This window comes from Yoonia tamlensis (assembly GCF_900115105.1).
In the GTDB taxonomy this organism is placed as follows: domain Bacteria; phylum Pseudomonadota; class Alphaproteobacteria; order Rhodobacterales; family Rhodobacteraceae; genus Yoonia; species Yoonia tamlensis.
This window is the reverse complement of the sequence record NZ_FOYP01000003.1, coordinates 137,347-150,797: the sequence shown is the minus strand read 5'-3', so window position 1 is coordinate 150,797 and position 13,451 is coordinate 137,347. Positions and strand designations below refer to the sequence as shown.

The window sequence follows — 13,451 nt, the reverse complement described above, 5'->3', positions numbered from 1 at the left end:
ATATACATGTTCATATTTATCAAAGCACTTCCACTTTCTGTTTCAACTTTTTGGCGCTACCTGATTTTGCTACCATTTCTTGGCATCGGCGCGCTGATCCTATCGCTCTTTAGTATCTTGCCTTTCGTCGGCTGGCTTGTCCCCGGCATGGTGAGCATCTGGCTCAGCATTGCGGGAATACGCTGCGCGCTATTTGCGCGCGGGCATACGCAGCCGATAGCGGCAGGCACGGTGTTCACAATCTGTCTTTATTACAGTGTCATTTTCCTAGTTGTCGGTGTTTTGGTGAACCTGTTTATGGCGGCACTGATCTGGATAATCACGTTGGCCGGGTTCACGATTAACCCATTGGGGCTTTTTGCAGGAGTGTTTGGCGTGTCGCCAGTTTGGAGCGCGCTTTTGATCGGCTTTCTGGCCCCTGTCGCGATCACGACGGCCGCGTTTGCGGTGCCTATGACGGCGGCGGCGGCGTCAACGGGGCGGGGTGGCTGGGATTATCGGGCCTTCGCCGGGTTTGGCCGTGGCGCGATTAGCCTCAGCTTTGTGATGGCGGTTTGGATGTTCAGCGGTCATTTGTTTTCGTTCTTTGGCGAAATCTGGACATTCCTTGGCCTGATGGTTGGCGCCGTGATGGCCCTATCAGCGGGTGAAAACATTCCGTTTCAAACCGATTTTGCGCCTTGGACCGCTTTGCGCGGGACGTTGATCATGGCATGGGCGTCAAGCTGGTATTTCGCAACCGCGGTGCTGACATGGGAAGACTATGTTGCACAAACCGCCGTGCAACGGGCCGCGCAACACGCCCCGCCAAAAGTGAGCACAGATGACATTCGGGCCCTACGCCAAGCGCGGATGCAAAAGAAACGCTAGGCGCGGTCGTTACAATGCGCCCGAAACGCGGATTTGAGCAGGTCCAGCTCGGCGCGCAGCAGGTCTACTTCGGCGCGGATGTCTTCGGCGAGCGCCTCGCCCGAGAGCAACGCAAAGCTGGCCAATGTGTGCCCGCTTGCATCGCTAATCACAAAAGTCTGGATACCGTCACTGATCAGTTCGGCAGGGATCGGCACGCCGACGTGCCATTGGCTTTTTGCCGGATCGTGCTGCAACGACAGCCCGGGCACGGGCGCGCCCTGATGGGTGACGCGAAGTTCGGGCGCATCACTGCCTGCCCCTGTCAAAACACCTTCCCAAACACCTGCGATCTGCCGTGTTTTCGTGAGCGTATAGGTTGCCATGACGAGTCCTTTTCAAAGGCTAGATTTCGGCGCGCGGAAAGCGGCAGATATTGATATCGCGGATTGTAATTTTGTTCATATGCGGGTCTTCAAACAGCAGATCAATCCAGATCTTTTCGGTGCGTGCTTCGTTCAACTGGGTGTAGGCCAGATCGAATTCGGCGGATGTTTCGCGCTGGGTGTCAGAGAGCATCAGCAATGATTGTTCGGTGTTTGGCCCGTTCTTGACGTTCAGCCGCGCGTAGATATTGATCGGCACTTCGCGGTCGATGACAGCGCTAAGCCGTAGGATATGCCGTTTCTTGAGCCCGACGCTCGCTTCGGCGGGCAGGTCGATGACCAGCGACAAAAAACGGCCGTCAAAATGAAAAACTTCAAGCCCGAGCCCGTATGCCGCAAGATCATCGCCGCCAAGATTGCGCTGCTGGCTAAGCGTGATTTCAGGGCGTTTGCAATCGTGGAAAATGCCGATTTCATCGCCCATGCGGGCCTTGTTTTGCGCCGGAGACAAGCCGCGCTGCGGCAACGCAGCCCGCCACGCCATCGGCCGCCACGACCAATCCGTGCCAACGGGTCTTGCAAAGGTTGTTGACCCAATGCGGGGCCGCGCCAGACGGGTCTCGGCGATTTGGCTCAATTCTTGTAACGGGCCCAACAGCTGCCGTGCATTTTGCCGTAGCATGCGCAGCTGGGTAAGTTCGGTGCGGTTTGCACGACGCGCAGCCTTGGCCCAGCGCGCATGGGAAACACGTTGGATAGTCCGTCCTATGAAAGAATTCGGGTTCATTGCCATGTGCTGCCCTTGGTTGCGCGCAAACCCTAGCACAATTGCGGCTAGGATTCAGATGATTGCGCGTCGGTTTGTGCGAATACGACGGGGGATATTCCGGTGGTAATCGCATTGAGCAACCAGATGCCCGTGCTTTCGTCAAGCGGCGCAGTGGCAAGCCCGCGCAGCGCCACCGTCACAAGCCGCCCGTTGATGTCTTTGAATGCGCGCCATTCGTGGGATTGCAAACCAGGCATGCTGTGCGGCGCACTATCGCTAAAGTTCACGGTAACGCGCCCCCGCGACGATTGTGCATCGACTACGCTGATGGTGCTGCTATCGCCGGACCCGCTTAGCAATGCGGCGCCCGCATCGCTTTCCAAAAAGTCGCGAAGCGCGGTTTCACCGCCAGCAACCATGCCAGAGTTTGCGGCGCCAATCTGGATCGTCGCAACGGCTGCTGTGCTTGGTATGGCGCCGCCACCTTGCAAGGTCGCGCAAAGTGCGAGCACCGCAAATCCCGTTTCAGGATTGCTTGCAGCGCCATCAACGCAATAGCCTGTCGGGGCTTGCGCGATGATATTGCTATCTGTGAAAACCATCGAATCTTGTGTGGTAACAGGGGTGCAAGCAGCAATTGCCAGCACCCCGACCAAACAAGCAACCTGACGCAGCACGCGCTTACAGGTCCATATAGATGTGTTTTTCATCTTTCGCACCGGGGTGGGTGACCGCCCCAAGACGGGTCGATCCGACCAACTGCGCATATTTCCAAAGCGCGCCAGAGGCATAGATCGTTGGTTTTGCACCTGTCCAGTTTGCCTTGCGTTCGGCCAGAACATCATCGGTCAGATCGACAGACAGTTCGCCGGTGATCGCGTTGATGGTGATCACGTCACCGTCTTGCAGCAGGGCAATCGGGCCGCCATGCGCGGCCTCTGGGCCGACGTGACCCACGCAGAACCCGCGTGTCGCACCAGAAAAACGACCGTCGGTGATCAGCGCGACTTTCTTGCCCATACCTTGGCCGGACAGCGCCGCTGTTGTGGATAGCATTTCGCGCATACCCGGGCCGCCTGCGGGGCCTTCATTGCGGATGACCAGCACTTCGCCTTCTTCGTATTTGCGGGCTTTGACGGCTTCAAATGCGTCTTCTTCGCATTCAAATACACGGGCTGGGCCAACGAATGTTTGTTCTTGGGTTGCCATGCCGGCGACCTTAACAATCGCGCCTTCGGGGGCGACGTTGCCTTTCAGGCCAACAACACCGCCGGTTTTTGTGATCGGGTTTTCGACGGAATAGATGACTTTGTTGTCAGCTTCGCCTTTGATCATGTCCAGCTCTTCGCCCATGGTCCGGCCTGTTGCGGTCATGCAGTCTTCGTGGATCAGACCTGCCTTGCGCAATTCTTTCAGAACAACGGGAACACCGCCGGCCTCGTAAAGGTCTTTGGCAACATATTGTCCACCCGGCTTGAGGTCTACAAAATAAGGGGTGTCGTGGAAAATGTCGCAAACATCGAACAGGTCGAAATCAATGCCGGCTTCGTGCGCGATTGCGGGCAGGTGCAGACCTGCGTTGGTGGACCCGCCAGTACAGGCAACAACACGGGCCGCATTTTCCAGCGATTTGCGGGTGACAATGTCACGTGCGCGGATGTTTTTGGCGATCAGGTTCATGACGGCCTGACCGGACGCCTCACCATATTGGTCGCGGCTTTCATAGGGGGCAGGGGCGCCGGATGAATTCATCAGTGCAAGACCGATGGCTTCGGACACGCAAGCCATTGTGTTGGCGGTAAACTGACCACCACAGGCACCCGCAGACGGGCAGGCGACACGTTCCAGAATTTCAAGCTCGGCATCCGACATATTGCCCGCTTGGTGCTGGCCAACAGCCTCGAACACGTCCTGCACGGTGACGTCTTTGCCATTTAACCGGCCCGGAAGGATCGACCCGCCATAGATGAACACGGACGGCGTGTTCAAACGCACCATCGCCATCATCATGCCGGGCAGGGATTTGTCACAGCCCGCAAGACCCACAATCGCGTCATAGCAGTGGCCGCGCATGGTGAGTTCAACAGTGTCGGCAATCGCTTCGCGCGATGCCAGCGACGACCGCATGCCTTCGTGGCCCATCGCGATGCCGTCTGTGACAGTGATGGTGGTGAATTCGCGCGGCGTGCCATTGGCGGCCTTGACGCCCAGTTTCACAGCTTGCGCCTGACGGTTCAGGGAAATGTTACAGGGCGCGGCTTCGTTCCAGCAGGTCGCAACGCCAACGAATGGCTGCGCAATATCGTCTTCGTCCAGACCCATCGCATAGAAATACGACCGGTGCGGCGCGCGGCTTGGGCCTTCGGTGACGTGGCGGCTGGGTAGGTTGGTTTTGTCGGCTTTGCCTTTAAGCATTGGCTTATCTCCCGGGAACAGTTGCGCAAGGTCTAAAAGTTGGGCGCGGGTGACGCAAGTTAGAACTGCGCTTGCAGGCCCGTAGATGCGCGGCCTAATGTCCCGCATGTCTGACCCTTACCCGCATCACCGAGCATTTTTCCAACCCGCCGCCCGCGCGCCACAACTGTGGCGTGTGGTGCTTGTGGTGGTCGGCTTTGAGCTGATTTTTGCACTATCGTCCGATATCACATTTGTGTTTTTGACAGGTCTCGAGGCACAAGAGGCATATATCACATGGGTTTCGGCCTTTGGGACGTTGCTGCAATTCTTGACCTTCGGGATCGGCGGGGCCGGATTGGTGATGTTGGTGAACCTGATGCACGGTCGCGGGTTCTGGTCGCTTATCGGGCCAAAGCACGCGACAAGGCAGGACCTTATCGCGGTCGGGCTGGCTGTTGCGGCCGTTTTGGGCGCGCAAGAGTTGTTGCCGCCATGGTACGACCTGAGCATCGCGCAGATGCGCGGCTTTGCGGGTTGGGTGCTGCTGATTCCAATCACTTTGGCGGTGCTCTTGGTGCAGGTCGGCACCGAAGAGCTGATGTTTCGCGGCTATCTACAGCAGCAGCTTGCCTGCCTGTCGCGGCGGCGTTGGGTGTGGATGGGTATCCCGTCGGTTTTGTTCGGATCATTGCACTACTGGAACGGACAAGGGCCCGCCGAAGGGGCGATCTGGGCGCTATGGGCAACCATGCTCGGGGTGGCTTGCGCCGATCTGACCGCGCGCGCGGGCAATTTGGGGCCGGCAATCGGGCTGCATCTGGCAAATAATGCCTTTGCGATTCTGCTTTATGCCATTGCCGGCTGGCCAGGCAGCGGGGTTGCGCTGTTCTTGTTCCCCTACGAGGACCCCGCGATCTATAGCGACGGGCTGGAGGCGCTTGCCACGCCTGCGACAGCTTGGCTTGTCGCGCTGCGCGGCCTGTCCGTATTTGTCATGTGGCTCGCCGCAAGGATCGCAATACGGCGGTGACATGCCTGCCGTTTTGCGCGGCATTGATTGCATTTCGTGACGCCCCGTCATATTTGAGAGAGAACACTTTAAAAGGCGCGCAAATGAACTGGATCACCAACTACGTCCGTCCGACAATCAATTCGCTGTTTTCGCGCCGCGAGGTGCCGGAAAACCTGTGGACGAAGTGCACAGAGTGCGGAACCATGCTGTTTCACCGCGAACTGGCGGATAATCTGAATGTGTGCACCAATTGCGATCACCACATGGCGATTTCCGCGCGTGATCGTCTGGTGTCGATGTTTGACGGCGGCGTCTATGTCGAGGTCGCGGTGCCCGAACCCGTCGCGGACCCGCTGCATTTCCGCGATCAGAAGAAATACACGGATCGTATCAAGGAAGCGCGCAAAAAGACCGGCGAAAAAGATGCAATGCTGGTCGCCGAAGGTGAAATGGGCCGCACCCCCGTTGTGGTGGCTGTGCAGGACTTTTCGTTCATGGGCGGTTCTATGTCGATGTATGTCGGCAATGCGATTGTGGCCGCGGCTGAACGCGCGATTGAACTTGGCCGCCCGCTGATCCTGTTTTCGGCAGCAGGTGGCGCGCGGATGCAAGAAGGTATTCTTGGCCTGATGCAAATGCCGCGCACGACGATTGCGGTCCAGATGCTCAAAGAGGCAGGGCTGCCCTATATTGTGGTGCTGACCCATCCGACCACGGGCGGTGTGACCGCGTCCTATGCGATGTTGGGCGATGTGCAGATTGCGGAACCCAATGCGCTGATCGGCTTTGCCGGTGCGCGCGTGATCGAACAGACTATCGGTGAAAAACTGCCCGAAGGGTTCCAGCGCGCCGAATACCTGCTGGACCACGGCATGCTGGACCGCGTCACCAAGCGCCCTGAACTCAAGGATGAACTTGTGACCATCGTGCGGATGCTGATGGGTCTGGAGGCGCCGATCAAAGGTGATCTGCCAGCCCCTGAGGCCGCGCCCGAAGCAAAGCCCGCGGACCCCGCCAAGTGAGCAGCGGATCTGATGTGATCCTGAACCGGATGATGGCCTTGCACCCCAAGGTCATTGATCTGACGCTCGACCGCGTTTGGACCCTGCTGGATAAGCTGGGCAATCCTCATGAAAACCTGCCGCCCGTCATCCATCTGGCGGGCACTAACGGCAAAGGATCGACCCAAGCGATGATCCGCGCGGGGCTAGAGGCGGGCGGATCATCTGTCCACGCCTATACCTCGCCACATCTGGCGCGGTTCCACGAACGGATCAGGCTTGCAGGTGAACTGATTACCGAAGACGCGCTGACAGCCGTGCTGGACCAATGTTACCGCGTTAACGGCACTGACCCGATCACCTATTTTGAAATCACGACCGTCGCGGGCCTTCTGGCCTTTGCGCAGACGCCCGCAGATTACACCTTGCTCGAGGTTGGGCTCGGCGGGCGTTTGGATGCGACCAATGTGATTGAGCGCCCTGCGGCGACCGTGATCACCCCCGTTGATTTGGACCACCAGCAGTTTTTGGGCGATACGCTGGCAGAAATTGCGGGCGAAAAGGCGGGGATCATCAAGCGCGGCGTGCCTTGCGTTGTTGGCCCGCAACACGCAGAAAGCATGGATGTAATCGAAGCCGTCGCCGCGCGCTTGGGCGCACCATTGCATGCATACGGCCAGCATTGGCATGTTCAGGCGGAACACGACAGGCTGGTTTTTCAGGATGAACGCGGGCTTTTGGACCTGCCACTGCCCAATCTGTCCGGCCCGCATCAGATCATGAACGCGGGCGCTGCAATCGCGACCCTGCGGCTGCTTGGCAAAGACGATACCGCCTGCGAGGCAGCGGTGACCCAAGCCTATTGGCCCGCGCGGATGGAGCGGCTGACAAAGGGCCCACTGGTTGATCTGGCCAGCCCCGCACAATTGTGGCTTGATGGCGGGCATAATCCGGCCGCAGGGCGCGCATTGGCGGCGGCATTGCAACAGCAAGCCGCGCGGCCAACGCATCTGATTTGCGGGATGCTCAACACCAAAGACATTGCGGGCTATCTTGCCCCGCTTGCGCAGGTGGCCGCGTCATTGACTGCCGTTTCAATTCCGGACGAACAGAATACGATCCCTGCGGATGACACGGCCAAAGCCGCGCGCGCGGTCGGAATGCCGGCCACAGTTGCAGACAGCGTCGCGGATGCAATTCGCGATATCACTGCCCGCGCGCCCGATGCGCGGATCCTTATTTGCGGCTCACTTTACCTTGCAGGCCACGTCATGCGCGAGAATGGCGCATGATCCGCGCGGGCGCCGCCATCATCGCGCTGGTCGCCAATCAGGCGCAGGCGGCAGATTTCTATTTCTGCTGGACCGGATCGAACGGCTATACGATGACCGGCCAGATGACGATCATGGATAGCGCGCTGAACCAGCCGTTGATTGATGAAACCAGCGTGACGCGGTTCAAAATTGCCGGTTACCAAGAAGGCACGCTTTTGGGGAAATGGGATATGGCGCGGCGCACAGCCAGCACAAGCTGGATGCTGCGCTATGACCCGCAGCGCGAGGTTTTCGTCACTCCCGGCGATCTGGGGCTTGGGGTGACGCAGGCATGGAACGCGGGCGGTGACGCCGATGACTGCGGCAATCCGGGGTTCGGGTTCAACCTTGGCAATTACGCGCAGGATTTTTGTCTCAACGGTGTCTGGCTCGAAGAAAGCGGCATGCCCCCCGATACCCCGTTTCTGGTTAGCCCAGTGCCGATTGATCCCTATTGCCGGACTTACGAACCGGTCAGTTAATGCCGACGCGCGAATCACTCACTTGACTGCGAATCACTTCGTCGCGTAGTGTCGCTCTAAACGCGGAACGTCATACGTAATAGGCGTAGCGGAGCAGTCTTGGCAGGGCAAGCGGGCGGGCCGATATGGCCTGTCTTCTTGTGCCAGCAGCAAGGTTTACCCGCGACAGTTTGCACCGATTTACCAACCTCACGAGGACGTGTTTGCAAGCCTGCGCAGGGCGGCATAGGCTGTGTAGGAAACTCCAATAAGGTCTATTTGAATCTTGCTCAAACCTGTCTTTTTTGTCGCCCTCACCCTGACCAGCTTTTTGTCGCCGCACGGGGCCTTGCACGCCGAACCTGATGCTGGCGCATATCTGGCTGGCAGGCAGGCCGTGTTTGACAGCGATTTTACAACCAGTGCGCGTTATCTGGCCAAAGGTCTGCTTGCCGATCCAAGCAATGAAGCCTTGCTGGAACTCAGCATGACGGCCAATGTCGCGCTTGGTTTGATGGAGGCGGCAGCGCCACCCGCGCAGGCTATGGCTGACTTGGGGTTACCCAGTCAGGTTGCGCATATTGTGTTACAGGTCGCTGATATCAAAGAACATAATTGGGACGGGGTATTTCTGGCGCTGGAACAGGGCCGCGGCATTAGCCCGCTAATCGACGGCATTGCACAGGCTTGGGCACATCTGGGGCAGGGCGATATGGGCAAGGCAAGCGCCGCGTTTGACCGTGTCATTGCTACGGACGGGCTTGCGATCTATGGCATGACCCACAAGGCCTATGCGCTGGCGACCGTCGGCGATTTTGAAGGCGCAGAGGCGGTTTTTACGTCTCGGGTCGCGGGCGGCATGCGTTATAACCGCAATAGCGGCATCGCGCATATCCAGATCCTGAGCCAGCTGGACCGCAATGATGACGCATTAAAGATGCTTGCGCTGATCTTTGGCACCAATCTGGATCCCGAACTGGCGCAGATGCACAGCCTTCTCTCGCAGGGGGAATCGCTGGCCTATGATGCGGTGGCCACGCCGCAACAAGGGATCGCAGAGGTTTACCATGTTACTGCAGGCGCTGTGCAGGGTGATGCGCCCGATGCCTATACATTGATGTTCGCGCGCGCCGCGCATGATCTGTGGCCCGAAAACTCGGCCGCCACATTGATGACCGCAAGCTTGCTTGAAAACCTTGAACAATACGAACTGTCAAACGCTGTCTATACAAGTGTCGCGCGCGAAGACCCTGCATTTTATGCGGCCGAACTGGGACGCGCGGATGTGTTGCAGGCTGGCGGGCGCATTGATGCCGCGATCGAGGTGTTAGACGCGTTGTCGCGCAGCCACCCCGATATGCCAGAGGTCTTTGCCAACCTTGGCGACACATTGCGCCAGAACAGCCAGTACCGCGAAGCAATCACGGCCTATACACGCGCGCTTGATCTTTACCCTGATGATAGTCCGGCCAAATGGTTCATCTATTATACGCGCGGCATTTGTGGCCACCAAACCGATGATTGGCCCGCCGCCGAAGCCGATTTTCGCGCGGCCCTTGCGTTGCAACCCGATCACCCGCAGGTGCTGAACTATCTGGGTTATTCGCTTGTCGAACGCGGTGAAAAACTGGACGAGGCGCTGGGCATGCTGGAAACAGCCGCAGATGCGCGACCCGACAGCGGGGCGATCATCGACAGCCTTGGCTGGGTGCTTTTCCAGCTGCGCCGCTATGAAGAGGCGGTTGGCCTGCTTGAAAGCGCGGCAGAGCTTGAGCCCGTGGATCCGGTGGTGAACGACCATTTGGGCGATGTCTATTGGGCGGTTGGCCGCACCATCGAGGCCAGGTTCCAATGGCATCGTGCCTTGTCGCTCAACCCGAGCGAAACGGATGCCGCGCGCATCCGTGACAAGCTGGACAGGGGGCTGGATCTGGTGCTGATTGACGAAGGCCTTGCGCCTGTGCGGGTGGCCAGTGGCAACGATTAAGGCCATCGCCCCCGCCAAGGTGAACCTGACCTTACATGTCACGGGTCAGCGTGCGGACGGGTTTCATCTGCTGGATAGTCTGGTGGTTTTTGCAGGGGTGAGCGACCGGCTTGGCGCGACAATTGCGCAAGATATGTCGCTTTGCGTGAACGGCCCGTTTTCGTCGGGGGTTCCGGCCGATGACAGCAATCTGATGATACGGGCGGCGCAACTTCTTCGGCGGGTCCGCGGGGTGATTGACGGCGCTGCTTTGACTTTGGAAAAACATCTGCCCCATGCGGCAGGCATTGGCAGCGGATCGTCCGACGCGGCGATTACCTTGGCGATGCTGGCCGAATTATGGGGCGTGGACCCTTTGCCTGCGGGTCATCCGGCGGTGGCAGCATTGGGCGCAGATGTGCCGGTTTGCTTGATGGCGCCAAACCCGACCCGCATGTCCGGCATAGGCGAGGTTCTGACCCCGATGCCACGCTTGCCGGCCTGCGCGATCGTCTTGGTGCGCCCCAAGGTCGCGGTCCCAACGGCGCAGGTATTTGCGACCATGACCAATAAATCGGGTGCGCCGATGACAACGCTACCGACTGGCGTGGATTTCGACGGGTTCGTGGCATGGCTGCGTGACCAGCGCAACGACATGCAAGCCGCCGCCGCGCAAATCGCGCCTGAAATCAACGCCGTCATCGCCAAATTGAACGGGCTTCCCGGTGTCAGCTTTGCGGCTATGTCGGGGTCGGGCGCCACCTGTTTTGGTTTGGTCAGGGACATGGCAACCGCGCGCCATGTGGCGCGGATCGTGCAGGTATCGCAGATGGATTGGTGGGTCGCGCCCGCCGAGGTTTTAGGCACGCAGCAGGTGTTCTAGGACAGGCCCAAAGCATCTGCAATTTGGCCCATTGTGGTCACGGGCATGGCCCCCGTATCCCCGATACGCGCCGGATCACCGTCTGCCACATAGCCAAAGCAGCGCATGCCCGCAGCCTTTGCCGCCAGAAAACCGGCGGGCATATCGTCGATCATCACGGCTTCCTCTGGGGTGACCCCGTGGTCTGCCAAGATCTTTTGCAACATATCGGGTTTGGGTTTCGGGCCGTGGTCATGGCCGGAATAGATGCGCCCCGCAAACAGATCAAACAGGCCCGAAGGGGTCAGGCTGATTTGCATCTTTGCGACGGGGCCATTTGACGCAATCGCGCGTTTGATCCCCTTGCGGTCCAGCGCATGGATCAGGTCAATCACGCCTGCAATAACGGGCACGCCCTTGCGCAGGGCTGCAAAGACTTCTTCATAAAGGTCGGCTTCCCAAGTGGCGGGCAAGGTGGCGCCAAGGCGGGTCGCTTCTTGGCCGACGCCCGCAATTGTGCCGCCCGCGAACATGCGGTGGATCTCTTGCGGGGCGATGTTCAGGCCGAACCGCGCCAGATTGTCCGAAATCACCCGATCGGTTGTGGGTTCGGTGTCGACCAATACGCCGTCACAGTCGAAAATTACCAATTCAGGGGTCATGTGTTTGCCTCTAGGAATGTGATCCAGCTGTCGCCATAGCGGCGCTGGTCGCGTGTTAAAAATCCGGGTGGGGCGATTTGCGCGCTACTTTCTTCCCAAACGATCAGCGCGCCAGGCGCGATCCATCCGGCAGCATTGGCAGCGGCAAGCGCCTTGCCGCCTAGGCCCTGCCCGTAAGGCGGGTCCAGAAACACCAGCCCGCAAGGCGTGCCTTCAGGCAATTGCGCAACATCCGCGCTGATCAGTCTGGTTTCCGCTTGTCTGCGCAGTTTCGCGATGTTGTCGCGGATCAGCTTTTGTGCCACGCGGCCATTATCGACAAATGTCGCATGCGCGGCCCCGCGCGATAGCGCCTCAAGACCCAAGGCACCTGTGCCCGCAAACAGATCAAGCGCGTGCACCCCGTTGATCGGATCACCAAAGCGCCCGCCTTGCAGCACGTTAAACAGGCTTTCACGGATACGGTCGGTGGTCGGGCGTAAATGCGCGGCTGCGTCCCCTGTGCCGACATCCGCCAATTGGGTGCCACGATGTGCGCCAGCAACAATCCTCATGGTTTAAGCAGCGCCTTCATATCGGTGGCGGGGTCAGTGATTTGGGCGGGCGTCGGGCTGCGCCCTGCCTCGATCAATCGCTTGCCGATCATGTAGTTGCGCGGATCGTTCATCGCGTCGACCGCCAACAGTTGTGCGCCCTTGAAATACCAGTTTGATTGCACGCCCGGTGCGTCGCCCATGCGGGTGTAAACATCCGTATAGCCCGTATTCAGCCCCGCGATTTGCAGCTTGCAATCATATTGATCCGACCAGAACCATGGTTTTGGCAGATATGGCTGATCCGCACCCATGATATTGCGCGCGATGGCTTCGGCCTGATCAATGGCGTTGCCGACGCTTTCAAGCCTGATGCGGTCGCCGTGAAACAGGCAGGACGCGCAATCGCCAGCCGCCCAGATATGCGGGTCGGAGGTGCGCCCGTGGCTGTCGGTTGTGATGCCGTTCTCAACCGCAATCCCCGCAGATTCCGCAAGGATCGTCGCAGGGCTGATGCCGACGCCGACCACTGCGAAATCAATGGCAATCTCTGATCCATCGGTCAGCCGCGCGCCCGTGACGTGATCATCGCCCAGCAGGCGATCAAGCCCCACGCCTTCGCGGATATCAACGCCATGCGATTGGTGCAGGGCGCGGAAATAGTCCGATGTCTGCGGTGCGGCGACCCGTTGCAAAATGCGGTCGGCCATTTCCACAAGCGTGACCTTCAGCCCGCGTTTGGCAGCAACAGCGGCGGCCTCAAGCCCGATATAGCCACCGCCAATGATCAGCACATGCCTATATGCTACCAATGCCGGAGCCATCGCATCCGCATCGTCAAGATCGCGCATCGCGTAAACACCATCGAGCATGCCACCGATGTCGGCCGGCAACATGCGCGGATGTGCGCCGACAGTTAGCGCCAGTTCATCGTAGGTCACGACAGTGTTATCTGACAGGGTGACGGACTTGGCGGATGGGTCAATCGCGACAACGCGGGTGCCAAGACGCAGCGAAATGCGCTGGTCCTTGTAAAATTCCGCGGGGCGCAGATAAAGCCGTTCTTTGGACATATCCCCAAGCAAATAGGCCTTTGACAGCGGCGGGCGCTGGTAGGGCGGCACAGGCTCCGCGCCGATCAGCGTGATATCCCCGTCAAACCCGTCGCCGCGCAATTTCGCAGCCAAAGCAGCACCCGCCTGGCCTGCACCGACGATGACGACATGTGTCATGCTGATCT

General features: G+C 59.1%; 14 protein-coding genes. 7 read left to right on the top strand and 7 right to left on the bottom strand.

What is annotated here, in order from left to right; all coding sequences use genetic code 11:
• The first annotated feature begins 66 nt into the window (after positions 1-66).
• On the top strand, positions 67-870 hold the full coding sequence (locus BM320_RS15635; protein ID WP_131802439.1) for a hypothetical protein: 804 nt from the start codon (positions 67-69) through the stop codon (positions 868-870).
• On the opposite strand, the gene BM320_RS15630 is transcribed toward BM320_RS15635, so the two are convergent.
• Genes BM320_RS15630 through ilvD form a run of 4 tightly spaced genes read right to left on the bottom strand, consistent with a single transcriptional unit; the run spans position 867 to position 4,419 of the window.
• A complete protein-coding gene (locus tag BM320_RS15630) occupies positions 867-1,235 on the bottom strand; it encodes a hypothetical protein (protein WP_090201733.1) in 369 nt (122 codons plus the stop codon). The genes BM320_RS15635 and BM320_RS15630 overlap by 4 nt on opposite strands.
• A 19-nt stretch (positions 1,236-1,254) precedes the next feature.
• The gene (locus tag BM320_RS15625) at positions 1,255-2,028 is read right to left on the bottom strand and encodes a DUF6478 family protein (RefSeq protein WP_090201732.1); all 774 of its coding nucleotides are present in this window, start codon (positions 2,026-2,028) and stop codon (positions 1,255-1,257) included.
• Between the two features lie 41 nt (positions 2,029-2,069).
• Complete coding sequence (locus BM320_RS15620; RefSeq protein ID WP_131802437.1) at positions 2,070-2,714, bottom strand: dihydroxy-acid dehydratase; 645 nt, start codon at positions 2,712-2,714, stop codon at positions 2,070-2,072.
• Positions 2,686-4,419, bottom strand: a complete 1,734-nt coding sequence (gene ilvD / locus BM320_RS15615) for a dihydroxy-acid dehydratase (RefSeq protein ID WP_090201730.1) — start codon at positions 4,417-4,419, stop codon at positions 2,686-2,688. Before ilvD ends, BM320_RS15620 begins: the two co-directional genes overlap by 29 nt.
• Positions 4,420-4,516: 97 nt before the next feature.
• Here ilvD and BM320_RS15610 point away from each other — a divergent pair, with 97 nt between their 5' ends.
• The 6 genes from BM320_RS15610 to BM320_RS15585 all read left to right on the top strand — a co-directional run bounded on the left by BM320_RS15610 (position 4,517) and on the right by BM320_RS15585 (position 11,037).
• Positions 4,517-5,431, top strand: a complete 915-nt coding sequence (locus BM320_RS15610; protein ID WP_242651079.1) for a CPBP family intramembrane glutamic endopeptidase — start codon at positions 4,517-4,519, stop codon at positions 5,429-5,431.
• Positions 5,432-5,514: 83 nt separating this feature from the next.
• Positions 5,515-6,435: an acetyl-CoA carboxylase, carboxyltransferase subunit beta gene (gene accD / locus BM320_RS15605; protein WP_090201729.1), complete on the top strand. Its 921-nt coding sequence runs from the start codon at positions 5,515-5,517 to the stop codon at positions 6,433-6,435.
• Positions 6,436-6,464: 29 nt separating this feature from the next.
• On the top strand, positions 6,465-7,706 hold the full coding sequence (locus BM320_RS15600) for a bifunctional folylpolyglutamate synthase/dihydrofolate synthase (RefSeq protein ID WP_090201827.1): 1,242 nt from the start codon (positions 6,465-6,467) through the stop codon (positions 7,704-7,706).
• Positions 7,703-8,209, top strand: a complete 507-nt coding sequence (locus BM320_RS15595; protein WP_090201728.1) for a hypothetical protein — start codon at positions 7,703-7,705, stop codon at positions 8,207-8,209. Before BM320_RS15600 ends, BM320_RS15595 begins: the two co-directional genes overlap by 4 nt.
• A 265-nt stretch (positions 8,210-8,474) precedes the next feature.
• Positions 8,475-10,175 carry a tetratricopeptide repeat protein gene (locus tag BM320_RS15590; protein ID WP_242651078.1) on the top strand — a complete coding sequence of 567 codons (1,701 nt, stop codon included), beginning with the start codon at positions 8,475-8,477 and terminating at the stop codon, positions 10,173-10,175.
• Positions 10,162-11,037, top strand: a complete 876-nt coding sequence (locus BM320_RS15585) for a 4-(cytidine 5'-diphospho)-2-C-methyl-D-erythritol kinase (protein WP_090201727.1) — start codon at positions 10,162-10,164, stop codon at positions 11,035-11,037. Before BM320_RS15590 ends, BM320_RS15585 begins: the two co-directional genes overlap by 14 nt.
• On the opposite strand, the gene BM320_RS15580 is transcribed toward BM320_RS15585, so the two are convergent.
• The 3 genes from BM320_RS15580 to BM320_RS15570 are packed head-to-tail and all read right to left on the bottom strand — an operon-like array spanning position 11,034 to position 13,443.
• The gene (locus tag BM320_RS15580; RefSeq protein WP_090201726.1) at positions 11,034-11,678 is read right to left on the bottom strand and encodes an HAD family hydrolase; all 645 of its coding nucleotides are present in this window, start codon (positions 11,676-11,678) and stop codon (positions 11,034-11,036) included. The two genes, BM320_RS15585 and BM320_RS15580, sit on opposite strands and share 4 nt — an antisense overlap.
• Positions 11,675-12,232: a 16S rRNA (guanine(966)-N(2))-methyltransferase RsmD gene (rsmD, locus tag BM320_RS15575; protein WP_090201725.1), complete on the bottom strand. Its 558-nt coding sequence runs from the start codon at positions 12,230-12,232 to the stop codon at positions 11,675-11,677. The genes BM320_RS15580 and rsmD overlap by 4 nt, the downstream gene beginning before the upstream one ends.
• On the bottom strand, positions 12,229-13,443 hold the full coding sequence (locus BM320_RS15570; RefSeq protein WP_090201724.1) for an NAD(P)/FAD-dependent oxidoreductase: 1,215 nt from the start codon (positions 13,441-13,443) through the stop codon (positions 12,229-12,231). The genes rsmD and BM320_RS15570 overlap by 4 nt, the downstream gene beginning before the upstream one ends.
• Positions 13,444-13,451 lie beyond the last annotated feature (8 nt).